This is a genomic window from Occallatibacter riparius (genome assembly GCF_025264625.1).
In the GTDB taxonomy this organism is placed as follows: Bacteria; Acidobacteriota; Terriglobia; order Terriglobales; family Acidobacteriaceae; genus Telmatobacter; species Telmatobacter riparius.
The window spans coordinates 1,995,240-2,022,040 of sequence record NZ_CP093313.1 but is presented as its reverse complement, the minus strand read 5'-3'; the positions used below and the strand labels follow the sequence as shown (position 1 = coordinate 2,022,040).

Annotated in this window: 12 protein-coding genes; 4 read left to right on the top strand and 8 right to left on the bottom strand. The window is 58.6% G+C overall.

The window, feature by feature from the left end; translation table 11 throughout:
• Positions 1-39: 39 nt before the first annotated feature.
• Positions 40-1,458, top strand: coding sequence for a flavin monoamine oxidase family protein (locus tag MOP44_RS07940; RefSeq protein WP_260795471.1), 1,419 nt, complete (start codon positions 40-42; stop codon positions 1,456-1,458).
• Between the two features lie 58 nt (positions 1,459-1,516).
• Here the strand turns inward: MOP44_RS07940 and MOP44_RS07935 are convergent, their stop codons facing one another.
• The 5 genes from MOP44_RS07935 to MOP44_RS07915 all read right to left on the bottom strand — a co-directional run bounded on the left by MOP44_RS07935 (position 1,517) and on the right by MOP44_RS07915 (position 13,533).
• Positions 1,517-3,094 carry an alpha-L-fucosidase gene (locus MOP44_RS07935; protein WP_260795469.1) on the bottom strand — a complete coding sequence of 526 codons (1,578 nt, stop codon included), beginning with the start codon at positions 3,092-3,094 and terminating at the stop codon, positions 1,517-1,519.
• A gap of 57 nt (positions 3,095-3,151) precedes the next feature.
• Positions 3,152-5,185 (bottom strand): beta-galactosidase, encoded by a 2,034-nt coding sequence (locus tag MOP44_RS07930; protein ID WP_260795467.1) that lies wholly within the window; start codon positions 5,183-5,185, stop codon positions 3,152-3,154.
• 121 nt (positions 5,186-5,306) lie between these two features.
• Positions 5,307-6,902: a GH39 family glycosyl hydrolase gene (locus MOP44_RS07925; protein ID WP_260795466.1), complete on the bottom strand. Its 1,596-nt coding sequence runs from the start codon at positions 6,900-6,902 to the stop codon at positions 5,307-5,309.
• A 41-nt stretch (positions 6,903-6,943) separates the two neighbouring features.
• On the bottom strand, positions 6,944-9,805 hold the full coding sequence (locus tag MOP44_RS07920; RefSeq protein ID WP_260795465.1) for a hypothetical protein: 2,862 nt from the start codon (positions 9,803-9,805) through the stop codon (positions 6,944-6,946).
• 137 nt (positions 9,806-9,942) lie between these two features.
• Positions 9,943-13,533: a carboxypeptidase-like regulatory domain-containing protein gene (locus MOP44_RS07915; RefSeq protein WP_260795464.1), complete on the bottom strand. Its 3,591-nt coding sequence runs from the start codon at positions 13,531-13,533 to the stop codon at positions 9,943-9,945.
• A gap of 774 nt (positions 13,534-14,307) precedes the next feature.
• On the opposite strand from MOP44_RS07915, the gene MOP44_RS07910 reads away from it, so the two are divergent.
• From MOP44_RS07910 to MOP44_RS07900, 3 genes are all read left to right on the top strand, one after another.
• Positions 14,308-15,894 carry a malectin gene (locus MOP44_RS07910; protein ID WP_260795463.1) on the top strand — a complete coding sequence of 529 codons (1,587 nt, stop codon included), beginning with the start codon at positions 14,308-14,310 and terminating at the stop codon, positions 15,892-15,894.
• A 315-nt stretch (positions 15,895-16,209) separates the two neighbouring features.
• On the top strand, positions 16,210-20,589 hold the full coding sequence (locus tag MOP44_RS07905) for a choice-of-anchor D domain-containing protein (RefSeq protein ID WP_260795462.1): 4,380 nt from the start codon (positions 16,210-16,212) through the stop codon (positions 20,587-20,589).
• Positions 20,590-20,726: 137 nt separating this feature from the next.
• A complete protein-coding gene (locus MOP44_RS07900; RefSeq protein WP_260795461.1) occupies positions 20,727-21,689 on the top strand; it encodes a tetratricopeptide repeat protein in 963 nt (320 codons plus the stop codon).
• A gap of 3 nt (positions 21,690-21,692) precedes the next feature.
• Here the strand turns inward: MOP44_RS07900 and MOP44_RS07895 are convergent, their stop codons facing one another.
• The 3 genes from MOP44_RS07895 to MOP44_RS07885 form a co-directional block, all read right to left on the bottom strand.
• Complete coding sequence (locus MOP44_RS07895) at positions 21,693-23,453, bottom strand: CRTAC1 family protein (protein ID WP_260795460.1); 1,761 nt, start codon at positions 23,451-23,453, stop codon at positions 21,693-21,695.
• Positions 23,454-23,554: 101 nt separating this feature from the next.
• The gene (locus MOP44_RS07890; RefSeq protein WP_260795459.1) at positions 23,555-24,703 is read right to left on the bottom strand and encodes a cellulase family glycosylhydrolase; all 1,149 of its coding nucleotides are present in this window, start codon (positions 24,701-24,703) and stop codon (positions 23,555-23,557) included.
• 61 nt (positions 24,704-24,764) lie between these two features.
• Positions 24,765-26,795: an alpha-L-arabinofuranosidase C-terminal domain-containing protein gene (locus tag MOP44_RS07885; RefSeq protein ID WP_260795458.1), complete on the bottom strand. Its 2,031-nt coding sequence runs from the start codon at positions 26,793-26,795 to the stop codon at positions 24,765-24,767.
• Positions 26,796-26,801 lie beyond the last annotated feature (6 nt).

Below are 26,801 nucleotides of genomic sequence, written 5' to 3'. Positions count from 1 at the left end.
GAAGGTTCGTTCGTCAATGAATCATTCCAGCAGGGACACATGTTGCGAGACCGGGCGGCGTTCCCAACGCCCAAGCGCACTGAGAGGGTCCCGGTCGTCATTGTTGGCGGAGGCATCGCCGGGCTGAGCGCCGCATGGCGTCTTCAGAAGCGCGGCTTCCATGATTTCGTGCTGCTTGAGATGAACGACCAGGCCGGTGGAAATTCCCGCTGGGGCGAGAACGAGATCACTGCTTATCCCTGGGCGGCACACTATGTGCCGGTGCCCGGCCCGAAGGCTGTCTATGTTCGCGAATTGTTCGAGGAACTGGGCGTGCTGAAGGATGGGCGATGGGAGGAGCGCTACCTTTGCTTTTCGCCGCAGGAGCGGCTCTTCCTCTACGGAAGGTGGCAGGAGGGAATTGAGCCGGCAATCGGTCTGAGCGAAAAGGAGCGCGAACAATTCAAGCGGCTTGAAGAACAGATCGTGAGGTTTCGCTCCACCGGCAGCTTCACCGTGCCCTTGGAGGTCGGGTTTTCCGAGTCGACGTCCTATCTCGACAGGATATCCTTCGCCGATTGGCTGCGTGACCAGCGCATGGATTCTCGAATCCTGAACTGGTATATGAACTACTGCTGCCGCGATGACTATGGAGCGACCACGGATCAGACTTCCGCGTGGGCGGGCATTCAATACTTCGCGTCTCGCGAGCCGGACGAAAAGGGTCCGCTCACGTGGCCGGAAGGAAACGGCTGGATTGTGCGGCGTCTTCTGGAGCGCGTGGGCAAATTCGTGCGCACCGGCGCCATGGTGCATCGGATTGTGCCGTCGAAATCGCGGCTGAGCGTTTTTGCGGGTGACGTCGAATATCAGGCGGAGTTCGTTATCTTCGGGGCGCCCTCGTTTTTGGGGCCATATCTGATCGAAGGCATGAAGCCTCTGCACGATTTCGAATACTCGCCCTGGCTGACGGCGAATTTGACGCTTGATCGTCTCCCCGGCACGTATGGAAGCGATCTAACCTGGGACAACGTCGTAATGGATTCGCCGACTCTGGGCTATGTGGATGCAATGCATCAGACGCTGCGCACGCATGTGGACCGAACCGTGTGGACCTTTTATTGGGCACTGGCCGATGGGCCGCCTTCACAAAACAGGATGCAGCTTCTAAGCTCCGACTGGATGCACTGGAAGGAAGCTATCCTCCATGACCTTGAGCGCGTGCATCCCGATATCCGTCAGTGCGTGTCCCGCATCGACATTATGCGCAATGGGCACGCGATGGCTCGGCCGAAGGTTGGCGCGATCTTTTCGCAGGAGCGGCGCGCTTTAACGAAGCCGCAGGGACGTATCCTGTTCGTTAATTCCGATCTTAGCGGCTTCTCGATCTTCGAAGAGGCGCAATACCGCGGCGTCTTTGCAGCCGAGACGGTTCTGAAGACGATTGGCGGGACTGCCCAGCCGCGAAGAAAGCAATGACCGCCAGCGCGTAACTGCCAGTCGAAAATCTGGCACGCTAAGCGCTGGCGGTTGCCGTCTACGAAATCTTCAATGCGATTGCATGTTCGCAGGGCTTGTGTTCCGGCATCACAACCGTGAGGCCCTGTTCGTCCTGGATCCAAGTCACCTTGCCGTTGTAGCCCAGAAGTTCCACGTTCCTCACCTTCGGAGGCGAAAGGTGGCTTGAGGTCGCGAGGGGCTTGATCAAAACCAACTTGTCGGGCCAACCCATGACGAATGCGTAGAGAGTGTCTCCCTTTGTTGTGAAGCGTGCTTCCTCTGCGGTGAGATCTTTGCGCCCCGATTCATTGAAGCGCGTTCCACCGCTTGTGGCTGGCGCATTTGCTACCGGGCCGTCGCCGAAGATCTTCCAGGGGCGAGTACCGTAGATTCCCTCGCTGTTGATGGCCATCCACTTTGTGATTTCATCGAGAACGACGAGCTCTTCATAATCGAGCTCTCCGCTGTTCGGCAGGGGAAAGTTCAGCATCAGGTTTCCGTTGCGGCTGACGATGTCAACCAGCAGGTCGATGACGTACTTGGGCGATTTGTACTGCGCCTCGCGGTTATAGTGCCACTCGCCGATGCAGGTGTCGGTTTGCCAGGGATTGGCGGGGATGCCGGCTGCGACACCCCGTTCCCAATCAAGTATGCAGGTGCCTGTCTCGCAGTCGCTGGGCAGCTTGCTGGTGTATACCGCCTCGCAGCGTCCGCCATGCCGATTCGCGCTCACGTTGTAGAGGTTTGCTACCAGCGCGAGGCCGTACTCCTCAAAGAAGATGTCGCCATCGCAATACAGCAAATCCGGCTGGTATTTGTCGATCAGATCCTTGATGCGATTGAAGTAATGCTGCTTCCAGGCTTCGGGCGCTTGTCGATCATTGACGAGCCAGTAGTTGTAGCTGTAGGGGTAGTACTTCGGCAGCTCGTGATAAAGATCGGCATTGGCCGGGTCCGCGCCATCGTAAGGCACACCGGCAAGGGGCCCCGTCTTATCGCTCATATGCGAAGTAGCGAACCAATGATAGCTGGGAGCGAGGTGCTCGCTGAGGGCAAACCGCAGGCCATGCTTGTCAGCGGCCTTTCGAAATGCTCCTACAATGTCGCGTTTCGGTCCCATGTTAACGGCGTTCCAGCGCGGCTGATATTTCGAGTCCCAAAGATCGAAGCCGTCGTGATGAACGCCCATGCTGCAGAAGTATTTCGCACCCGCTTTCTTATAGAGGCCAAGCAGGTGGTCGGGGTCAAACTTGTCCGCCTTCCAGGTGGGGATCACGTCCTTGTATCCAACCTTGGTTGGGTGGCCATATGTTTTGGCGTGATACTCGTACTGCTTGCTGCCCTGGACATACATGTTCCGGGCATACCAGTCGCCATATTCAATTGCGGACTGCGGTCCCCAGTGCGCCCAAATGCCGAACTTGGCGTCGCGATACCAATCGGGAATCTGCCACTCGCGGAGCGATTCGCGCGTTCCTTTGAAAGGGCCGGGGACGATTTCGAGGTTGGGATTCTGAACCGCACCTGCGATCGCCTGCGCGACTGTTTTCTTAGATAAGAGAAGTGCCGGCGCACCTCCGATTAGTGAGAGGGCTCTTCGACGATCGATCTTCATCCGTGATGCCTTTCTTTTGGTAGCTTCAGCCGAAGGGGAGCGAATTTCTGGGGTTCTCTACTGGACCAGGTCTGCATCCATGCCGCGCAAGATAATGGCATTGTCATAGACACGACCTGAGATGATGCCCTTCTTAGTCGCAGCGATCGGAATCGTCTTCTCCTCGCCAGTTGTGTTGACATAAAGCGTGCGGCCGTCGACCGCGCGTGCATAGACGCCCTCAGGCGTCTGCGGTCCGCGCTGAACGCCCGCTTGATTGCAAAGGTACTCCAGCACGGGACTCATGGCGGATGGGATCGACTCTGTCGCGAGATAAGCGGCGTTGCCCTTTCCAAATTTATTGAGAGTCAGGGCGGGAACGTGGTCAGGGACGTTCGTAAATCGCGCCAACACTGTTGCCGTAGAAGGCTCGAGCACTTCGTAGCGACGTGCGGTGGTCTCGATTGCCTTGCCGTTCAGTTCGAAGTTGAGTGCACCCACGTCATAGAACGCGTTGGTCTTCAGTCCGAAGACGTCGCTCAACCGCCCAGGGAGCGGAGAGTCGAACCACAGCGCATGCTCATCTTCCTTGGCTGAGTAGGCGGTCATCAGCACTGTGCCGCCATTGCTCACATAGGTGCGAAGATTCTTCGCACTCGCTTCATCCATGACGTAGTCGGCTGGAACCACCACCAGTTTGTAAGTAGAGAGGTCCTCGTGGCCTACGTTGATAATGGCCGTGTCTATGTTGGCGCGAAACAGCGGCTCAAAGGCGTTCTGCACCTGTTCCGAGTATCCCGTCTTGAAGTACTGCAGCGTGGTGTTGGATGGGCCGTTCGGGTGGGATGCGATCGCCGAGTCAAACGAATAGGCGATCGCTACCTGGGGGTGCGTGTATCGCGGAAAACCGTACTTTTGAAGCAGCTTGAACTCTGACGCGATGCGCGCAAATTCATCCACCTTCCATGAAGGAGTGCCGTCGTGATCTACCAATCCGAACAGCGCCTGTTCTTCTCCGCCGCGATGGCTGTTGAAAGTCCACGCGAGAATTCCCTGGGCGCCGAGAGCGAGGCCGAGGTAGGCGTACATGCGGCTGCGGCCCGGCGTTCCGTAGAAGCCGCCGCCGCCTGCGGTGAACTCATTGAACCAGATCGGCGTTGGTAATGCGCCTTTGATCATGAGCGCGCCGAACGCGCCGCTGATCGGGTCGCCCGGGTAGAAGCCCTCTGCGCCAAATGAGACGTACGACCGATATGTGCTGAGATAGTCGAAGCCGCGGCGCGGCGCGTTGTCCCAGAGATTAGAGATCGAAGGCAGATCGGGCATGTATCGTTGTCGGATCGCATCGAGCTGCTGCAGCCGCGCGATCGTCACGTCAGACCAGTAGCGATGCAGGTCCAGGTATCGCTCCGACGGACCGGGACCATCGGCGAGCGGCAGGTCCACGTCTTCGAAGCTGTTCAAGCGGCGCGACCAGCGCTGCGTTGCCCAGATCTTGTTGAGTTCGTCGATGGTCCCGTACTTCTGCTTGAGCCATGCGATGAACCGCTGCCGGTCGGCTTCTGAATACGACATGAAGCCGTTGCCGATCTCGTTGTTGTAGCCGACAGCGATGATGGCCGGATTGTGCGCATAACGCTTCATCATCGTCTCGCCCAGGATTCCGAGCTCACGCACATAATTCGGATCGCTGATGTTGTCCATGTAGCGCTCAGCGGGAGGGAGGCGCGTGCCGTTCTGCGCTGTGATGTCGACTCCGGGATATGCGCGATGCAGCCAGATTGGGGCGGGCGCTCCTGGAATATCGAGAACCACTCGGATGCCGGCGGCCTGCATCTTGTCCAGGATTTTGTCGAACCAGTCGAATTCGAATCGCCCCTGTGCCGGCTCGAATGAATCCCACGACAGATCGCCCATGCGGACCACGTTGAAGCCCGCACGCTTCATGATTGCGATGTCCCGATCAATCTCCTCGGGCGAACGGTCGATTGGCTGATAGCAGGCGCCTACAAAGAGCTGGCCTGGTCCTGGCCATTTGGGATGGTTCGCCGCGTCCTGTGCGGCGGCAAGCGAAAGTGACAGGCCGAGGAATATGACAACGAGAAGCTTCAAGAGTAAAGCCAACCTTTCCTGATTCCAACAGTGCCGCTCAGTTTAGCTCACGGGGGAGCGAGACGTTTTCATTCCTGACAAACTGTGCCGGCGTTGCAGGGCTGAAACACTAGTTGGCGGACTAATTCCGGCTCGAATGCACGAGCTTGATCAGCACGACATCGTTGGAATTCATCGGGAGAGCGACTTCGACTGTTCCTTGCGGGTCGCTCTTCACAGCCTTGTCCGTCTCCGGCAGATCGCGCGTCAGATCGTTCAACCTGGTCACCTGTTCAGGCGTCAGCTGTTTGGGTGAGCCCATCTCAAGATAAGCCGTGTATGCATCGTTCGCGTGGTAGCCGGTTCGGTACACCTTGAGCTGATAGGCGGCGTTGGGTACAAGCCGGTTCACCTGCAGTTTCACAGGTGCGGCCGGATGCGCGAGGACAGGCTTGGTGTAGAAGGGCCGGTTGCTCACCTTCTGATCCGGCTGCTCGAAGTCCCAGATCACTCCGGTGAAGCTTCCGTCTTTCGTCGAGAACATTGCCTGGGTATCGCTCGTCTTCAGGCTTTGCCCCTGCAATGCGTGGAGATATTTGTAGGCGAAGTACGCCGGCTTGCGAATGCCCTGTGGGTTGATCAGGCCGAAGCCGCCCTGGAATGGAGCCGTCGGCGGGCCAGGCTCTTCAAAGAGATCGGTGTATGTCCAGTAACTCATGCCCTGCACCATGCCCTGTGCGCCCTTGAGCTTGGTGAGGATGTAAGGCGCGCTGATGTAGGAGTCATGCACGGAGTCGCGTGGCGTGTAACTGGTGCTCCACTCGGTGAAGTACAGCGGGATCGCTGGAAAAGATGAAGCCGAAATTTGCTCGCGCACATGCCGCACATCTGCCAGGATCGCGTCGGGAGATGGATCGAGCTTGGTGTCGCCCTGTCCGTATTCGTCCAGGAACCCGCCCAATACGCCATAGGTGTGGGTGGTGACGAAATCGACAGGCGCGCCACTCTGTTTCACGTGTGCCAGGAACTCGGGAACCCATGCAGCACCGGCTGTGCTTGGGCCTCCAACCTTCAGGTCTGCATCAACAGCCTTGATTGTCTTTGCGGAGAGATCGTAGAGCTCGAAATAGGCTTTCTGATCGGCGCCTTCGAAGAAGCCGGAGAGGTTGGGCTCATTCCACACCTCGAAGAACCACGAGCGCACCTCGTCTTTCCCGTAGCGCGCTTCGATGTGACGGGTGAATGCATCGATGAGATCGCGCCATCCCTCTGGCTTCGGATGCGACGTGTTGCCCTGCCAATAGAAGATGCTGTTCTTCGATGTAGCCAGTGCCTGCGGAGTAAAGCCGAGCTCGACGAACGGCTTGATATGCCGCGAGAGCAAGTCGTCATAGAGCTGGTCGATCTTCGTCCAGTTGTAGACAGTCTTGCCATCTTCGATCTTCACAGTTCCCAGCACGTCGTGGAAGATCGCGTGAAAACGAATGTAGCGGAAGCCGAGTTCGTCGGTGACTGTTTTGAGCTGCGCCTGGCTGTCATCGCGAATCAACGTGCCAGGAAAATCGGAACCCACGGAAAGGTCGAAGAAGCGATCGATTGGTCCAGTCTCCTGCGTCACATCTACGTTAATGACGCGCGAGGGGGTGGGTTGCTGCTTATCCGCGGACCGCGCCGCGCAACAAACTGTAACTGAGCTTAGAACCAGGATTGAGATTTGCCGCAACATTGAACTAGCCATTGAGTCTCGAGAATTCCTTCAAGGATTTGTAACGCTCCACTCTAATTCTTACTGGTTCCCCAGAGAATGCCTCTGCCGCTTCCGCTGAAGTAGACGGTCCCAAAGGTTCGCATGTCTCCGGTGACCGTGCCGATGCCGCCGTACTGATGAGCATCGTCATTGATCCTGATCCACGAAGCGCCGCCATCGGTGGAGCGGTAGAGCCCCCACTGTCCGCTGATGGTGCCGGCGAGGAAAAGAGTCAGTTTCGACGAGCCGGGTGCGGCCTTTCCGTAGCCCAGAGAGGTCGATTTCTGAACGCCGGATACGATGGTCATCTGGGGCGATGTAGCGGAGCCGGTGTTGGCGTAAAGTCCACTGCCGTTTCCGCCAGCCGTGAGCCAGAGGTCGCCCTGCGCATCGGGCAACGAAAAGAGGGTTGGGGTGGCCGTGAACTGAGCCGCATGGGGAAGGCCGGTCTGAAGCGTGGTGAAGGTCACGCCGCCGTTCATACTCACCGTCAGAGTTCCGGTGTTGCCGTCGTATCCATAGAAGACGCCGGCCTTTGCGCGATCGCTTACGACCTGCGATTGTGCCGCGATCCCCGTCGAGGCAGTCCACGATTTTCCGCCATCTTTCGAGTACCAGACGGAAGAGGTGTCCTGAGTGGCCCAAACAATGGATGAGGCATCGGCGGCAATCGCGATCGATCCGCCGCCCTTCGTTGTCCCGGTTGGCATCGCGGCGAACCCGGTCCAGTTCATGCCGCCGTCGGTTGAGATCACAGCGAGTGGCGTAGCGCCATAGGTCCCGTCCGATGCGCGCACCACGGTCGTCGGCGTGTTCTGCACGAAATCCATGGAAGTTGGCATGGCCTGCGAAACCTTGTAGTTTCCCTGCGCCGGAGACACGGTGAGGTCCGTGTGCGCGAAGCCGTAAACGTCGCCGATTCCGCTCAACAGAATGGTGCTTCCCGAGGGCGGAGCTAGCAGGACATTGGTGGCAGTCTCTTCGATGCCATCGTCCTCAAATTTCCAGTCAACAACGCCCACCGAACTGGCGCTGGGATCGGCCTTAGTCAGATCATGCGTGATCCAAAGACCTCCGCCGAAGGTGTAGATGGCGTGATCGGGATCGAATGGATCAATTGCAAGGCCCGTGGGCCAGTTTCCAGTCGACACCGTTCCAGGTGCGCCGACATAGGGCGCGTTGGTGTTGCTGTGCGTCGCCAGGTTCGGTGACTTCGAGAAGGTCGAGCCCGGAAACACTATTGAGGACACGTCGCGCCAAGTTGCGCCATCGTCGGTGGAACGATAGATGACGTCGCCGGTCGGCCAGTACTGGTCGAGCGTGCCGACCATGATGTGTCCAGCGTGGCTCGGATCCACCGCGACGCTGCCGTACCCTTGTTGGTCGGCAGGGCCGCCCACATTCGGCGGTAGAGCGATCTGGGTCCAAGTTCCCGAAGTCCAGTTCGAGCCGGGCGTGAACTTCCAGAGCTGGCCGACGCTTCCCGAGTCCGGGCCGGCAGCATCGCCATAGACGATGTAGATGGAACCGTTTGGACCGAGTTTTGCCTGCATGGGCGACAGGGGCTTGGTGGCTGTCGCAAACGACGGCTGTCCCGTAACCGCGGTCCACGTGCTCGTGGTTGATCCACCTTTCGTGGTTACGTACAGTCCCTGCGAATTGCCGTTGAGGCCAGTTCCGGCGACAGCGGCATACACCACGGGAGTGGCCGAGCCTGAGGAGCCGCTCGACTTGATGGGAAGCACCGAAACGACGCCCATGGGCATGGTGTTGCCGCCTCCGATCGGAACCGAAGTCACGACCGTCAGGCCGGGCACCTGGGGCCAGGTGCTTCCCCAGTCGGTCGAGATCCGCAGGCCGTCCTGGCGCGTCCCGAAGTAAACAATGCTGGATAAGTTGGGATCGACGGCGATGCGCTCTCCCATGCCGCGGCCGGGGTTGTTTGATCCATTTTTGAAGCTCAGGGGAACGGTCTTGAATGTTGCTCCCTGGTCGTCGGAGATCAGCATGGCTCCGTTCCCGGCCCAGGAGTTGGCATACAAGCCTACTGCAACGTACAGCTTGTTCGGATCAGTCGGATCCAGCCCGATCGCGTCGCCGCCGTTGAAAAAGCCATCCGACAGCCAGTCAAGCAGGGGCACCCAATGTGTGTCCTTGGGTCCCCAGCGATAGATGCCTCCGATGTCGGTGCGTGCGTACATCAGGTTCTGCTGCGTCGGATGGAAGTAGACTCCGGGGATGTATCCGCCGGCAAGGATCTTGACGTTGGTAAATGAGTACGCAGGGGAGCCGCCGGACGCGTTCACTACCAGTGTCACCGTGCCTGTCGCAGAGTTGAAGTCAGTCGCATCCGTTGGCGCAAAGGTCACCGAAAGAGTCCGATTTCCCGCGGCGTCCATCACCGTGCCCGCGGCGGGCGAATAGGTGAAAGTGCCCGGAATACTTGCGCCTCCGAAGGTCGCCGTCGCATTCAACTGGCTGCTGCCCAGCACTGCGCCGACGGTCACTGCCGCAGGCGTACTCCACACAATCTCCGGCGTCGCTTTGTTCACAGTGATGGTATTGGTCGCGGTCGCCGAGGTCACCTTCGACGAATCGCTCGGTGTGAACGTCGCTTTCAGCGTCTGTGTTCCGGCCGCAAGCACGGTTCCCGAGGCCGGCGAATAAGTGAACGCGCCCGGATAGTTGGCCGTTGCATTGAGTTGACTGGAACTAAGCGCAGTGCCATACGTGATTGCCGCTGGAGCAGCCCACGTAATTGTCGGGGTCGCGGGCGGCTGCGGCGAGGAGCTGCCGCTGCTGCAACCTGTCAGGCAATATGCAATGAGTGCTGCAAAGAAGAGTAAGAATGCCACGCAGAACCGGGCCATGCGCTCACTAACGTTCCAATTCACAGATTAATTCCTTGCTCGATATGTTCACACAAAAAGGTACGGGATGGCTGTGACTGCACCATCCCGTGGTCACACGAGGAGGTTCCTAGCAAACTTGCTTCAAGCAGCGACCGCGCGTAAGCGGCCGCTGCCGCGAGTTAGAAGTTGTACCGCAGGCTCAATTCGAGTACGCGGCGGCCGAACTTCACATTCGGAACGCCGGAAACCCAGGCGGCGTTTCCGCTGTCATCCTGCGTCTTGAGAACCCCTTTAGTGAAGTTGAGATTGAGGTTATTGGCGTTGTTCTGGTCGAACGAGTTCAACGCGTGGTTCATGAAGTTCATGCCCGTGAATTTGATCTCGGCACTCTGGCGCTCGGTCACCCTGACAGAACGGGAGAGCGAGAGATCGTTGGTGAAGTAGGCCGGCCCATGCAGATAGGGCATGTGATATGGCCCTTGGCCGCCCAATCCAACGAGAACGCCGTTGGAGTCGAATTGTGGCGCCTGGGTTGTCCCAAAGCACTGCGCGTTGTAGTACGCGCCGCCTTTCAGACCCGCATTGGGACTGCAAAGTAGCTTGGGCATCAGGGTGTAATCGGACGTGCCCAGATAGTAGGTGCTGCTGATGGTGTTGTATTTGGGCAGCGTATTTGTTCCCTGGTACCCAATGTTCATTGAGAAACTCTCCTGCAGTGGAGCGCCACTCTGGATCGTGTGAATACCCGAGATCATCCAGCCATTCAATGCTGCCGCTTCCACCTTGTTGTTCCTGAAGCGCTTGCCCACCTCGTATGCCCACGATGTATTGAAGGCATGCGTGCGATCCTGGCTCAGGATGCCGTAGTCGTTCTCAATGTGGATGGGATCGGCCGTGCTGTCGATGCCCAGCGTCTTCGACCAGGTGTAGTTCACGTTGTACGTGAGGCTCCCCTGCGGTTTCGACCACGAGGTCTGCAGCGCGTTGTAGTTCGCCCACGCCCCATGCCGGATCAGGTTCATCTGCGTGTAGTGGGTAAGCGGTTTGTAGTCCTGCAACACCGTTCCGGAGATCTTGTCGATGGGGAACAGCTTGCCGAAATCCGCCGACTGTGGGTTCGGATCCGGCTTCGTAAACGCGCCCACCGGGATCTTGTTGATGTCGCCCAGGTTTGTAATCAGGTCTGTAGTCTGGCTGCCGGAGTAGGTGATTTCGAGAATTGACTTCGCAAGCAGCTGTTGCGAAAACGTGAAGTTGTAGGTGTAGGTCTTCGGTTCCACGTGATCATGGGGATCCACCGCGGAGCCACTGGTCAGACCACCAAGGGTGTTGGCACATGCCACGTTCTTCCCGGAGTCCACCTGCGAAAGGAAGGTCGGTTGCGACAAGCTGCACTGGGTTCCGCCCTGCGCAATCGAGGTTCCCGAGGATCCGCCCAGGCCGTCGCGGTAGTAATATGTCCCGAATCCGCCGCGCAAGAACGTCTTCCCGTTGCCATATAGGTCATAGGCTACGCCGAAACGCGGAGCATAGAAGATCGCATTCAGCGAACGTCCTGCCAGCGGGACCGATTTATCCATCGCGTGCCAGCGCATGCCAGGCAGCGCCGTGACACCCTTGGCGAGGTCCGCGTCATACCATGCCTGCGTCCAGGCTGAGGCGCCGTACTTGCCGCTCGCGTCTGTCCAAGCAAGGTCATGCGAGAGCCGCAGGCCGAAGTTCAGCGTAAGCCGCCGGCTTGCCTTCCACTCGTCCTGGCCGTAGAAGCCCCAGCCTGCGCCCCTCATCTTCGTGATGGTCACAGGCAGATACGAGAACCCGCTCGCATAGTCCAGCATGAAATCCAGCACCGGATTGTACGCCGAGGTGATCTGGCTTCCGCCTGGACCATTGAAATCCCAGATCGGAGCGTACCCGGCGGTGCCATTTGGCCCGTCGGTCTGGCCCACGCTCGATCCCTCGTCGCCGGACGCCATCCAACTCACGCCGAACTTCAAGGTATGCGTCCTCAGCACCTTGGTGAAGTTATCGTCAACCGAGGGTTGCAGTTTTGTTTCGTAGTACGAGCCGCGCCCCATGTCGAGCAGCATGGGAACTCCCATGTCGTTGGTCCACCAGCCGTTCATGATGTTGGGCATTACTGTCGACGAGTTCGGTGTGGTATAGGGGTACTGCAGCGCCTTCCTGTCCACCGCCTTCGGGTTGGCGAAGGTAATGGGATCGTGCAGGTAACTGATTCCGGCGATGAACTCGTTGGTCATCGTAGAGTTGAACACCTTCACCAGGTTGCCCGAGATCGTGCGCGATGTGGATGAGGTCGCGGGGCTGCCCGGCGTCTCAACTGAATCCGCAGGAATCCACCACCGCATGACCGGCGAGCCGTAAAGTTCGTGCTGCTGGTTGTAGCTCACATACAGCTTGGTGTTCTGGCTGTAGTTGTAGTCCGTCTTGGCGTGGAACATATAGCCATTGTTGGTGTTGATCAGCGCTTTCACATAGTTGAAGTCCGCACCGGAGGTGGGGGTGTGATTCGGCGCCGGAATCAACTGCAGCATCGCCCGCGATGCGGGACCGAGATACGCTGAGACATCGCTGTTCTGGATGCCGTCCACATATCCTGCTGCTGTGTTGATGGAGGTAATCGGCTGACACCGGTACTGGCCGGAAACCCAGCTCGCAATCGAGCTGCACACCGCGGCGTTGTCGGGCAGCGTGGGATCGAAGTGTCCCGCGCGCTCGTTCATCGTAGGCACAAGGGCCTCCAGCAGGCCGCCACTGGTCTGCTCTGGGAAGCTCTGGTTGTAGTTCTCATATCCCGTGAAGAACACCAGTTTCTTCTTGGTAAACGGAATCGGGCCGCCCACCTGGCCACCGGGATACCAATAGCGGTCATCCGGCCGAGGCTGTTTGTTGTGGTTGAAGAACCAGTCATTGGAGTTCATTGCGTGATCCCGGAAATGCAGGTACGCAGATCCATGAACCTCGCTCGAACCTGACTTGCCCACCGCCGAAATGACCACCGGCCCCGTTGCGCTCTGGGCGCTGTACGCCGAGGTTGTCACCTTGACCTCAGCAACCATATCGGCATTCACAGTTTGATTGGCATTGCAGTTACAGCCCGGGTCAACAATGTGGGCGCCGTCAGAGAGCAGGTCCGTGCCGCCTGCGCGATCAGGACTTCCGTTGGCGCTGATGCCGCGGCCCACCGCCGAGGCGATGCTTGTAATCTGCGTGTCGTACCCCGGCTTGTTCTGGATGCCGTTGTAGCTGGTATTTGCGTTGAAACCCGGCAGCGTTTTGAGCAGTTCGGTCACGTCCCGACCCTGCAGCGCCAGCTTGTGAATATTGCCCGCATTCAGCGTGCTCGAGAGATCGCCCGAATCCACGACGATTGAAGAAGAGTCAGCGACTACCGTAACGCTGGCGTCACCTGCCGCGATGGCGAGCGAAACATTCAGGTTGCGGCGGTCGCCTGGATCCACATGGATGCCGGTTTGTTGCGCCGGCCGGAATCCCTGGGACTCGACCTTCACGGTGTAGTCTCCCACGGTCGCGCCGTTGAAAGCGAAAAAGCCTTCACCATTCGAAGTGGTGGTGCGGACATCCTTGGTTTGCGCGTTGGTGAGCGTCACTTTGGCATGGCCGACCACTGCCCCGGTCTGGTCCGCCACAGTTCCCACAATGCTGCCCGTTTCCTGGGCGCTTAGCGATGTCGTAAGGGCGAACAGGATTGCCAACACCCCTAACACCCTCAATATCCATTTGTGCATCTACTGCCTCCTCAACCTTTCCGCAGATCTTTGCGGAAAGTGCTCCCCAACCTCAGGGGCTTTCAACTTTCTCCGTGCGTTTCGCGCGGTGTCGGTCCTGTGAAATCAACCGGAACGAATCCTGCCGAACAGAAATGGCCATTGTGAAGTTCGATCATGCACAAAGTTGTTCAGGCGCTTTGAACGTATGTCACGTCATTGAAAGTGGGGGCTTTCTGGCCGACGTTACATGTGCAGGGCGGCACGTTAATCGAGGTGCCGAAAGCGACATCCGCAGCGAAGGGGGACGGGAGGCGGTCGTTTGTGATGCGCTGGCGGTCGGGAATGAGGTGACGGTACGGAAACTTCGCGGTGGTACTGAACCGGACCCGAGATCCACCAAAATGGTCGTGACCAAGCTTGAAACTGATCGGGGCGGAGGAATCGCTTCTGGGCCAGTGCCGCTTTCGAGCCAGCCGGCTCCGAAATCAGCACGAGCAAACAGGAGCCAGACACCTTTTCGATCCCTGAGGTCGTCTGGGCGGCCATTTTCTATGGAGGTTGGCCCGCGAGATTGACGTCTGGGCGGCAAGCGGCGGGCGAGCTCCGGATCGACTGGGTTTATCATCCACCGAACGGTTGGAGCCGGAATCGGCAGCTAACTCCGATAAATATCAACACGTTTAACGTTCGTAACGTCGACCCTCCTGACGTTCAGCTGCCGTATCGAACGGTGCTTCCCCTCTAACTCGGACCGGTTGTAGTATGAAAGTCATTGTCCGGAGATATGTGAGAATGCAGGGTCCCCCCTCGGATTCGGTCAGCTTGCAGCGCGCAGAACTGGAGACAGTTCTTGCGGCACTGGCGCGCAATCCGCGGCTGGCCAAGCTACTGCGGTTTCTGGCCGAGCGTTCTCTTGAGGGCAGAGACGAAGAGATTACCGAATACGCCATCGCAACCGAGGTCTTCGGCCGTTCGAAAACAGCTTTCGACGGATCAACCGACTCCATCGCACGCGTGGAGACCTATAGGCTCAGGAAGCGGCTGAAGGAGTATTACGAAACTGAGGGGAAAGACCATCCCGTTGTGATCTCGTTGCCTTTCCGAAGCTACGTGCCGGAGTTCGCGCGACGCGTCGATCCTAGTCTGACATTCCCGCCAGCCACACCAGAAGTTGCCGCAAACCGGCAGGAACTCCCTCCCAGCGATTTGAACACTGGATCGGCCAGACCCGCGATCGACCTGAACGGCGGAGCGGATGCAATCACGCCGCTCAGGCGCACACCACGCCCTCTAATCTTCGGTGCGGCATCGCTTGTCGTTCTGGCATTGCTCGCGTTCTCCGCATACGAACTCAACTGGATCCGGTCAGCTCATCCATCAAACACGACAGCAGGCAATCCTCCGACTGCAGCTTCTCCGGTTACACCGGCTAATGTTGCTCAGGTTCCCTTGCGCCTTCTCGCCGGATATCAGGGGAGCCCCAAGATCGATAGCGCCGGCGCATACTGGGAATCAGACGACCGGTTCTACATTGGCCCGGTGGGATATGAGCGTCCTCGGACCCCGGTAGCACGCACTAGCGATCCCATGCTCTTCGATCACTGGCGGACCGGAGATTTCTCCTACGACATACCCCTGGCTCCAGGGGTCTATGAGCTGCACCTGTTCTTCGTCGCCTCCGCGCCCGACGACAAGGCACAGTTCTTTGACGTAACGGCAAATGGTCAGCCGCTGCTCAAGGGATTCAACATCAGCTATGATGCGCTCGGACCTAACGTCGCCGACGAGAAGGTGTTCAAGGACATCTCTCCGGATAAGGATGGCCATCTTCACCTGAAGTTCACCTCCGGGCGAGCGGCGGCTACCCTGAGCGCTCTCGAGATTCTGCCCGGCCTACCTCACCGTCAGGTTCCCATCCGGATAGTCGCGCAGCCAACGGCGGTCACGGACCATGACGGCAATTTGTGGCACCCTGACAACTATTTCGAGAATGGTGTGCTTTCCGACACTCCTCGCCAGGTCAGCGGCACTCCCGATCCAAACCTGTACATGCAGGAACGTTTCGGCCACTTCACCTATTCCATTCCCGTTGACGTTCGAGGCCGTTACACGCTGGTACTCCACTTCGCGGAGTTGTACTGGATAGCCGACCGCTCTCAGTCCATCGGCGTCGGGACCCGCGTCTTCAGTGTGTATTGCAATGGCTCCACGCTGCTCGATCACTTCGACATCTTCAAGGAAGTGGGTAGCCTGCACGCGGTGACGAAGACATTCACCCATATCCGGCCCACCCCGGAAGGCAAACTCGACCTCACGTTCGACCCCACGGTGAATTTTGCGACGGTCTCGGCAATCGAAGTCATCGACGAATCGGAGTGATTTCTCCTGGTCGAACGCTCTTCGAAAAGCTCCTCCCTGTACCGCTCCAGATGTGCCAGACCTATACCGGATTTATAAATCTGCCGGCAGGCGGGTTCGCCTTTCTTACCCTGTCAAATCCACAGCGTTGACGAGCACCCGCTGTCGCTATATACTCCCCATACTTCCCCCCAAAAGTGATCACGAAGCCGTGCGTCTGCGCGCACGCAGGTGTTTCTGCTTCCAATCGGGCTTCCCCGGCCCTGAGCAAACGAATTAGCAGCAAATCGCCATTTTCCTGCTGGTTCCTAGTGCCCCGAACCCCGGAGATGCCCCATGACTACGTTCTCTGTTTCCCCGCGCGGCAGCTTACAGCAGGCACGGCTGCAGCTCATGCACCCGATCCATGCCTTTACCCTTCGCATCCTTATTACATGTTTTCTGGGGTTGATGTCCGCGCCCGCTCTTCTCTTTGCTGATACGCCGAACCCTATCCAGCAGGAAAACAGCCTTCCCGGCACTTCCGGCTGGGCTAATTTCACCGCATCCTCCCAGCAAGATCTGCTCTCGGGATTCGGCTCGAAGATCAGCGCCAATCATGGTGATTCCATCGCTTTTTACGTGACGACCACGGATCCCAGCTTCACCATAGACATTTACCGCACCGGCTATTACCAAGGGATCGGCGCGCGACTGGTGCAGTCTCTGGGGAGCTTCACCGGCGTTCATCAGGCAATTTCGGCTCCTGACCCGGTTACTGGCATGATTTCGTGCAGCAACTGGACTGCCGCGACGACGGTGCAGATTCCCGCCTCGTGGGTGACGGGAGTTTATCTGGCAAAACTCACGAGTTCCAGCGGCAATTCCAGCTTTATCTTCTTTGTGGTTCGGAACGACGGCGGCACGGAGGATGTTCTTTACCAGACGAGCGTCACCACCTATCAGGCCTATAACCTGTGGGGCGGCACCAGCCTCTACGGCAATACTACGGACAAGTCGGTATACCCATATCCGCATGCGACCAAGGTTTCTTTTGACCGCCCATTTATTCCCGGGGACAGCAACGGCGCCGGGCAATATCTCGACTACGAGTACGCCTTTGTTTACTGGATGGAATCGCAAGGATACAACATCAGTTACAGCACCGATGTAGATACTGACCAGGGCACGGCGCCGATCACGAACCACAAAGCCTTCCTGTCTGTTGGCCATGACGAATACTGGTCGCGCGCGATGCGCACAAACGTCCAGAACGCGATCAATTCAGGCGTGAGTGCGGGTTTCTTCGGCGCCAACACGATGTTCTGGCAGATCCGATTTGAGCCGAATGCCTCCGGGGTGCCGAATCGCGTGCAGGTCGGCTACAAGGATTTTGCGACTAGCCCATCTTCCCCCGGTCCCGATCCCGAGTGGGGCTTCGACAATTCGCTCGTGACCACCCAATGGCGCGACGCAACGATCAACGAACCGGAAAACGGCATTGTCGGAATCATGTCGGAGAGCGCAGCGAGTGCCGACTACGTGGTGCAGAACTCCAGCAACTGGGTGTACGCCAACAGTGGTCTTGTAGATGGCTCCACGGTGCCGGGGCTTGTTGGCTACGAATACGACAGGATCTATAACAATGGATTCACGCCGCCGGGGCTGGTCGTGCTCTCCACTTCGCCGCTCACGAACAGCAGCGGCGCGAGTTCATATGCGAACTCATCGATCTACACCGCACCGAGCGGTGCGAAGGTTTTTGCCTCTGGAACCATCGTGTGGAGTTTAGGGCTAGCAAATGTGATGAGCAACACTCGGGCGAATGCCGGCATTCAGCAAACCACTGCCAACCTGCTGAACAACTTTATCCTCGGCGTCCCCGTGGCCACTCTGAGCCCGAGCAGCGCGAATTTTAATGGCATCACTGTTGGCGTCACGAGCAGTCCGCAGACCATTATGTTGACGAATGCGGGCACGGGAACGCTGAACATCAACAGCATTGGCCTGTCGGGTGCGAACCCCGGGGACTTTGCCGAGACCAACAACTGCCCAGCGACGCTGACCGTCAATCAATCCTGCGCTATCAACGTGACCTTCACGCCAACCGCGGTAGGCCCTCGCAGCGCGACTTTGGCGATCACTGATAACGCGGCCAACAGTCCTCAAAGCGTGGCGCTCAGCGGCACTGGACAGGCGGCGGCTGCACCCATCGTCAGCTTCAATCCCACGAGCCTCACGTTCGGAAGTCAGAACGTTGGCACGTCAAGCACGGCTCAGTCGATCACTCTATCGAATGTCGGGACGGCTTCGCTAAACATCGGCAGCATCGCCCTAACCGGGAGCAACTCGGGCGACTTCAGTTCCAAGAATACCTGCCCGAACTTATTGGCTGCGAATGCTTCCTGCACTATCAACGTGACGTTCTCGCCAACAGCAAACGGCACACGAAGCGCCAACCTGACGGTGACCGACAACGCCGCCGACAGCCCCGAGAGCGTGGCGTTGACTGGCTCGGCGTTTGCGCCAACCGTCTTCTTCCAGGATGGCTTTGAATCTGGAAACTTCAGCCTGTGGAACTTGCAGAGCGGCGACAGCACAGGGCAGAGAACGATCCAGACGCAGGTCGTCAACAGCGGGACCAGTGCTGCCGCGTTTACCAACAGCACAGGGCAATACGCCTACATCTATACCGCGCAGGCATCTCCGCAGCCGCAGACGTTCACGCGGTTCTACTTACGGCTCGCGAATACGACCACCTCTACACAGGTAGCTATCGGCCGGAATGCCAATGGAGGCAACAGCTGGGAGATCGATTACGACACCAATCGCCACGGCCTGGACATCTACTTCTGGGATGGTTCGGGCGGGGTGTATAGCCTCTTCTCCGCTACCAACTCTGTAGCGGCCAACACGTGGTATTGCGTGGAGGTGGGTGATACGCAGACGACCACCGGACAAGCGCAAGCCTGGCTCAATGGAGTTTCGCTCGGCACCGTGAATGCCGATCTCTCCAACGCCAATCCGTTCGCCCGCCTCATGCTCCTCAACACAGTCACCGGCACTTTCTACTTCGATGATGTGGCGATCTCGAATTTCTACAACGGACCGGTAAATTCCAAGCCGGCTGCAATTTTGAATCCGACTAGCCTGGTGTTTGGCAACCAGGGTGTGGGTACAACCAGCGCCGCCCAGACCGTCACGCTGAGTAATCAGGGAGCGGCTCCTCTGACCATCAGCAGCATCGCCGTGAGCGGGACGAACAGCGGGGATTTTGCCCAGACCGGCAATTGCCCGACCGGATCGAACACGCTGGGCGTCAATACCTCCTGCACAATCAACATCACATTCACTCCTGGCGCGACGGGTGCCCGAAGCGCCGCGCTGGTGATCACCGATAATGACACGACCGGCACGCAGACCGTTCCCCTGAGTGGATCAGGCGCTGCGGCCGGCGTTACGGTCACGCCAACCAGCCTGACCTACAGCAGCCAGGTTGTGGGCACCAGCAGCACCGCGCAGACCATCACGGTGAAGAGCACCGGAACCGCCCCCTTGAGTATCAGCAGCATTACGCTGAGCGGGACGAACCCGGGTGATTTCGCTCAAACCAACAACTGCCCAACCGGATCGAATACGCTGGCGATCAACGCTACCTGCACAATCAACGTCACCTTCTCTCCAGCCGCGAGCGGCACCCGCAGCGCTATCATCGCGATTTCTGATAATGCTCCGACGCACGCGCAAAACGTGTCCCTGAGCGGATCCGCGACTGCCGCCAACCTCACGCTGACCCCATCCAGCCTGACTTATAGCAACCAGGTTGTTGGGATAAAGAGTACAGCGCAGACGATCACCGTGAAGAGCATCGGAACGGCGCCCCTGAAGATCAGCGGCATCGTGATTGGCGGGACGAACGCCGGAGACTTCGCGCAAACCAGCAACTGTCCAACTGGAACCAATACTCTGGCGATCAATTCCACCTGCACGATCAGCGTCACCTTCACGCCAACCGCGCGCGGCACCCGGGCAGGCACGGTGACGGTGAACAGCAACGCACCCGGAACACCGCCGTCCGTTTCGCTCTCAGGCACGGGAACCGGACCGGTTGCTTCGCTCTCACCTGCTTCTCTCACCTTCGCTGCTCTCGCGATTGGTTCGACCAGCAGTTCACAGAGTGTCACTCTCAGCAATACGGGGAACGCAACCCTGCATATCACCAGCATCGCCGTGACCGGCGATTTCGCCAAAACAACCACCTGCTCTTCGACCTTGGCGGCCAACAGCAGTTGCACTGTGAGTGTCACGTTCAAGCCAACAGCGGCTGGAACTCGAACCGGCACGCTGACCGTGAGCGATGATTCGACTGGCGGGAGTTCGCAGTCTACATCGCTGACGGGCACGGGCGTCGATTTTGCGCTTTCAGCTTCGCCTTCGAGTGCGACTGTCACGGCCGGCGGCAAAGCAACTTACACGATCACTGTGAGCGCGCTGGGAGGGAGTTTCAACTCGGCTGTCAAGCTCGCGTGCTCGAACTTGCCGTCTGCGTCTTCGTGCACGTTCACAAGCACGTCGTTGACGCCCGGCACCGGATCAGCAAGTACCACGCTTAGTATCAGCACCTCAGCCGGCCTGTTCGGCCTGTTCGGTACACCCAAGGGGACCTATACCATCACGATCAGCGGAACCTCGGGATCAACAATACGCACGACGCCAGTCACACTGCAGGTGAAGTAGCCTGGTCATCAGAAATAGAAAAGGCCGCTCTTAGGCGGCCTTCTCTAATCCCATCATGGTGAGCCAAGCCCGGCTATGATGAAGGCAAAACTGCAGCAATGCGGCGTATGATCGAGTAGAGAAAAACTCAGGGCATCATGAAATCTCTTCTCATGCGATCACTAGGCGCGACGGTAGCTTCCATCGCCGTAGTGATTGCTCTCTCTCTGTTTCATACACCTGCCTTCTCGCAGGTCGATGGCCCATCGAAAGAACCTCGGGCCGTCACCGCCCCCTACTCCGCCGAGGAAGGCCGAACTGTCGCACCGGCCTTTGCACGGAAGGAAGCTGAACTACGCGCACAGATCACGCAACGGCCCAACGATGCAAATCCGGTGTACTCTCTCGCCCTCCTGTTGCTCCAGGAGGGAAAGGCGCATGAATCGCTTGACGCGTACACGCACGCCGCACAGCTTCGCACACCTGTCGCCGAGGAGATCCGTTCCGTCGCTCTTGACTATGTGCTGCTCAATGACTACGACGATGCCATTCGCTGGCTCGAGCGCGCCGTGCGCATGGATCCTGCCAACGTCCGTGTTCTTTATTCACTCGGCCGCTGCTATTTTAGCCGGGATCGCTATCTCGATGCGGAGCGCATGTTTGCGCACGTTCTTGCCCTTGAGCCGAAAAATCTGAAAGCCCAGGAGAATCTCGGTCTCGTCTTCGACGCGACGAACCAGCCCGACCGGGCCGAAGAAGCACTTCGCATAGCGGCTTCATGGGCCGATAAGGATGGCACGGATGAATGGCCGTTCCTGGATTACGGCGGATTTCTGCTGGATCACGGGCGCGCGCAGGAGTCAGTCGAACCTCTTCGCACCGCGGCGCATATTCAGCCAAACTGCGCAGCGTGCCACCAGAAACTGGGTCGCGCGCTGATTGGAAGCCACGAACTCAAAGACGGAATCGCCGAGCTGGAAATCGCCGCACGACTGGGGCCGTCGGATCCGAAAACGCACTATGAACTCGGCCGCGCGCTGCGCCAGGCAGGACAAACGGAGCGCGCGCAGCAGGAGTTCGCGCTGAGCCAGAAGCTATATGCGTCGCACAGCCATGAGTAGCGGCTACGGTGCGGGCCTGTCTGCGGCCGCGGCCGGGGTAGTGCTGTTCGATTGCGCGGATTCCTCAATAGTGATCTGCCGATCAGCTACCTGGTCCGTAAGCACCTGCTGAATGCCGCTGGGCCAGCGGATCTCGATGCGGTCGATGGCAGCCGCGGTGCCCAGACCAAAATGCAGACGCGGGTCGCTGGCGGACATGTAGCCGCTCGACGTAGTCACCGTGGCCCACTGGCTTCCGAGCTTCGTAGTCAACTTCACTTGTGCGCCGATGGCGTCGCGATTGCTCTTGTGGCCGACGAGCTTCAGCGTGATCCAGTGATTCGATGTCTCGGTCATGTTCAGCAGGAGGTGCGGGGCGCCGCCGTTCGTCGACACAACGGCATCGATGCGGCCGTCATTGTTGATGTCGCCAATGGCCATGCCCCGGCCCACCCATGCATCGTGGAAGATCTCCGAGGAGACTCCCGAAACGTCAACAAACCTCTTGCCGGTGTTGCGCGCTAGCATCATCGGTTCGCGATAGTGCAGCTGCGGAAAGCTCTTCTCGATCGTGTCGAGGTCGTGCCCCTGTGCGATGAGCAGGTCCTTCCAGCCATCGTTGTCGTAGTCCAGGAAGCGCAGGCTCCAGCCCGAGTGGAGCATGGTCATGCCGCCCAGGCCGGAAGTGAAGCTGGCGTAGTCGAATGTGCTGTCGCCCAGGTTGCGATAGAGCGCATATCGCTGGTTGGCGAGGTCGGTGATGACCAGGTCTGGCCAGCCATCGTTGTTATAGTCGGCAAAGTCAACGCCCATTCCGGCGTACGTTTTGCCCTCGGAGTTAACCGCTACTTCGCTCTCGAGACCAACTTCCTCGAACGTTCCGTCTTTCTTCTGATGGAAAAGGAACTCCGGCATGGAGTCGTTGGCGACGAAGAGATCGATGCGGCCATCCTGGTCGTAGTCGGCAATGGCGACGCCCAGCGCCTTGGCGGGAACATCGAGACCGAGTTTGTGCGCGACCTCCGTGAAACGGCCGTGGCCTTCGTTGTGATAGACCAGCATGCTGATGGGCTGGAAGACGTCGGGGTGGCAATAGCCGCGATATCCTTCGCGATGCTCGCCGCACCAGAGGTCGTTCCAATCCCACTCGACGTAGCGCGCTACCACGAGGTCTAGCAGGCCATCGTTGTCCAGGTCGGCCCAGGTAGCGGAGCTCGACCATCCGCTGCCGCCCACGCCGGTCTGTTCCGTGACATCAGTGAACGTGCAGTTCCCGCTATTGTGATACAGGCGATTGCCGCCATAACCCGTGATAAACAGGTCTTCGTTGCCATCGTTGTCGTAATCGGCAACGGCCACGCCCATGCTATAGCCCACACCCTTCAGGCCGGCCTTTTCCGTGATGTCTTCAAACGTGCCGTCGGTTTTTTGGCGGAACATCCGGTTCCAGTCTTGCGGTCCAGCCTTTTGCGGGATGAAGCCCTTGGGCGTGGGATCGGTGTAAGGCGCGCCATTGGGAAAGAAAATGTCGAGGCGGCCATCGTTATCACAGTCAAAAAGCGCCACACCGGAGCCCATCGTCTCGATGAGGTACTTACGCGAAGTGTGCGGCGCCTGGTGCTGAAACTTGATCCCGGATTTCTCCGTTGCATCAATGAAGCGCCCCGGCCGCTGACCCTCAGTTGCGGGTGCCTGTGCCGAGGCTGTGTTGAAAGCCGCAAATGCGACGGCGCAGAGAAGCACAATCCATGCGCCGACCGCGTGTTTCTGTCGCATTGTTTGCATCGATAGAGGTTCCCGACCGCCGCAATCGTGCCGTCGGCGAATGGATATTCCGATCTACAAATCGTTCGCTACCAGCCTAACAAAGGCAGCATTGCACGCGCCTATTCCTGACCTGTGCTCGGCTGCTGCTTGCCAGTGGCCTCGCGTATGATCTGCGCCTCGCGCGCGCGATACGGTGTTCCATCCTCGTAGAACACGTCGTGGAACCAGACCGGCGGGGTCTCGTTGATATAGGGATGCTGCCACGAATCCCAAGGGAGATACGTCTGGCTGCGTCCCTTTACGAGGCCCCAGTTGATAGCGCCAACATTTTCTTTTTTCGCCAGCGGCAGGATTGTGTCAAACGTGCTGCCTGCGCCGCGCGCCATGTACTCCGTGCAGATGATTGGCCGATGAAACTGCTGCAATTGTTCCACGCGCGCGGCGAATTCCTCCGGCCAGCCATAGTTGTGGAACGTAATCACATCCGACTCCTGAATCTGGACCCGCGCCATCGGCGACATCTTGTCGATCGATGACCAGTCGCCGGTCCATACTCCGCTGGTGAGAGGCTGTATTGGTTGCGCGGCGCGCGCCCAGGCGAACACCTGCGGCAACAGCGCCAATACGAGATCGCGCTTGTTGGCCGGCTCGAGCTTTCCATAAGACGAGTCGTTGTTGTTATCTGGCTCGTTCCACACATCCCACGCAAGGATGCGATCATCGTGCGCGAATGCGCCGACAACTCCCTGCACATAAGCCTGCAGCTTTGGATACTGCGCGGCATCCATCAGCCCAGCTTTGCCCGGAGCCTGCACCCACCCCGAATTGTGCACGCCGGGAATCGGAGGTCTCTGCGGTCCAAGCTTCGGATTCGGATCCCAGCACGAGTCGAACAGCACGAAGACAGGGCGGATGTGGTGTTTCGCAGAGATTGCGAGAAACTGGTCGATACGCTTCTGGAACCCCTTCGCATCCTGTTCCCATGGAAGGTTGTGCAGGAAGACGCGCATGGTGTTCATGCCGAGCTGTTCAGCCCAGCCGAGTTCGCGATCGATCTCCGCCGGGTCGAATGTATCGGCCTGCCACATCTCCAGTTCATTGACCGCATTCGACGGAAGGAAGTTTGATCCCACCAGCCAAGGCTGTTGCGCATACCACTGATTGGCGCGCTCCGCGGTCCAACGGGTCTCCTGCGTGGACGCAGAAACGAGGAAGCTGCAGCAGATGGAGAGCAGGGCAACGCAGCCTAAAAGCCACAAGCAGCTCATGATTAAACGATGTTTCACCGGGGCCGTCCTTTCCTTCTTTACCATCCCGACTCAGCCCTCCTTATTTGCGCTCGATCCCGATGACCGTTACGCTGGCGTGCGGAAAGACACGGCTCCATTCACCCGCCGGTATCGTTTCCATACTGTCGATTGGAGTCACCTTGTCAGGGTCGATTTCGTCGTTCGCATCCGTCAGCAGGTCCGAACTTAGAACCTGCACGTTGGCCTTTCGGGCAGCGGCAAAGCCATCCAGATGCAGCTTGGCAGTAATGTCTGTTTGCAGGCTGCGGTTCACGCAAAAAAGCGTGAGCTTGCGGCCGTCCTCGCTGAGAAGCGCTACGACGTCGAGGTACGGCACAGCCGCGATCTCCGGCAGGCGATCCACGCCCTGCTTCACGGAATAAGCACCGGAGTCGGCCTTGACAGTGACCGGTTGCGCGGCATCAGCGTTCGCGTACATCTTCAGTACGTAGTAAGCCGGCGTGCCAAAGACCTGGCTGCGCTTTTTCCAGATACCGGCAAATTCCATGATGCCTGTCATGTCGGAGATAGGAACCGTGCCTGAGTTCCGCATAAGCATATTGAGGAAGCCGCCTGTGATGAGCGCCCCGCTCGTGTTAGTGAAGTTGGGCGCGCTGCGGCGATCGCCGATGAACAACCACTCGGTGAACGCGATATGCACTTTGCCTGCGTAACCGGGAGTTGAGTCAATCTGCTGCTGATCTTCCTGCAGCTTACGCTCAAGTTCGATGGGCATGGCGAGCGCAGCTTGCTGCACGAAGTCAGGCGAGGCGTTCTTCAGCTTCACGTTGCTGGTGCCCACAACGAAGTGAGTAGACAAATAGTCGAATGTGCCCGGCGGAATCGTGAGTTGGATCGCGTTCCAATCGTGGAAAACCTCGGGATCGCCTCCAGTGGCAATGAGGCGCGCCGTTGGATCGACTCCGCGAATGGCTTTTGAGAAGTCCAGGGTTCTCTGCGCCAGCTGCCCTTTGGTGGGCCAGCCCAGATTCCAATTGCCCCACAGTTCGTTGCCCAGCTCCCACAAAAGGCCCGAGTGCGTGGTCCAGTGCTCATCAACATAGCGCACCCATGACGCCGCTTCTTCCGGCGTGCCGCTACCGAGGTTCAGCGCAATCTGCGGCTGCGCGCCGATGGCGCGGCAGAACGCGAGGAACTCATCGGTGCCGAAAGTGTTGTACTCGGGAATCCCCCACGAGTTGTTGAGCATGTTTCGCCGCTTGTCGCGCGGGCCAATACCGTCGGTCCAGTGGTAAGACGATGTAAAGTTACCGCCAAAGCGCACCAGGGGCGAGTGCAGGGCTTTCGCCATCGCGACTTCGTCGGGATCGAGGCCATCCAGGGCATCCGCGGGCATAAGCGAGAACTGGTCCAGTTCCACGCGTTCGTCGTCATCGAGTTGCACCACGAAATCAGCGGGATCGAGGCGGTGGAGCTTGTCCTCGGGGATCTGCAGCGCGAAGGTGTACTTCTTCCAATCGCCTGTGTTGCTTACATCCAGGTCCTGCGAAGCGAGGATCTCATTTTGATCATGCAGCCGAAGTGACACGGTAATTCTGGAAGCCCCGCCCAGATGCCGTGCATAGAAACTGCCTTGAAAGTCGCGCGTGCGATGAACGGGCAGGTAAACCATCTGCTTGATGCCGGTGGGCTCGCCGGGCACCCCTATGACCATCAGTGATTGCCAGGAGTTTGCGGCATCTCCGGCGCGAATTTCATAGCGGTTCCCCTGTCCCGCATTCAGCGGCTCCCACGGCAACGGGATGGCGAGATCGCCGGCACGACGCAGTTCCGGGCGCTCGCGCAGCATCTCTTCGATCTTCGCCGGAGTCCAGAGGCCGGCTTCGAAGCTGGGATTCTGCAGAAGCTCGGCCCACAATCCGTTGTAGGTGGAGTTTCCGATCGGTTCGAGAAACGAGCCAAAGATAGTGCGCGGAATCGGCTGGCCGACTTTTTGCGCCGCGTTTACCTCGACCTGCACCACCTGCGGAATTGGCTTATCCACCGTCACCTGCGCCTGCGCCGCAATCGCGCATGCCAGCCCGAGACCTAATTGAATCGCTTTCCTCACCTTGCC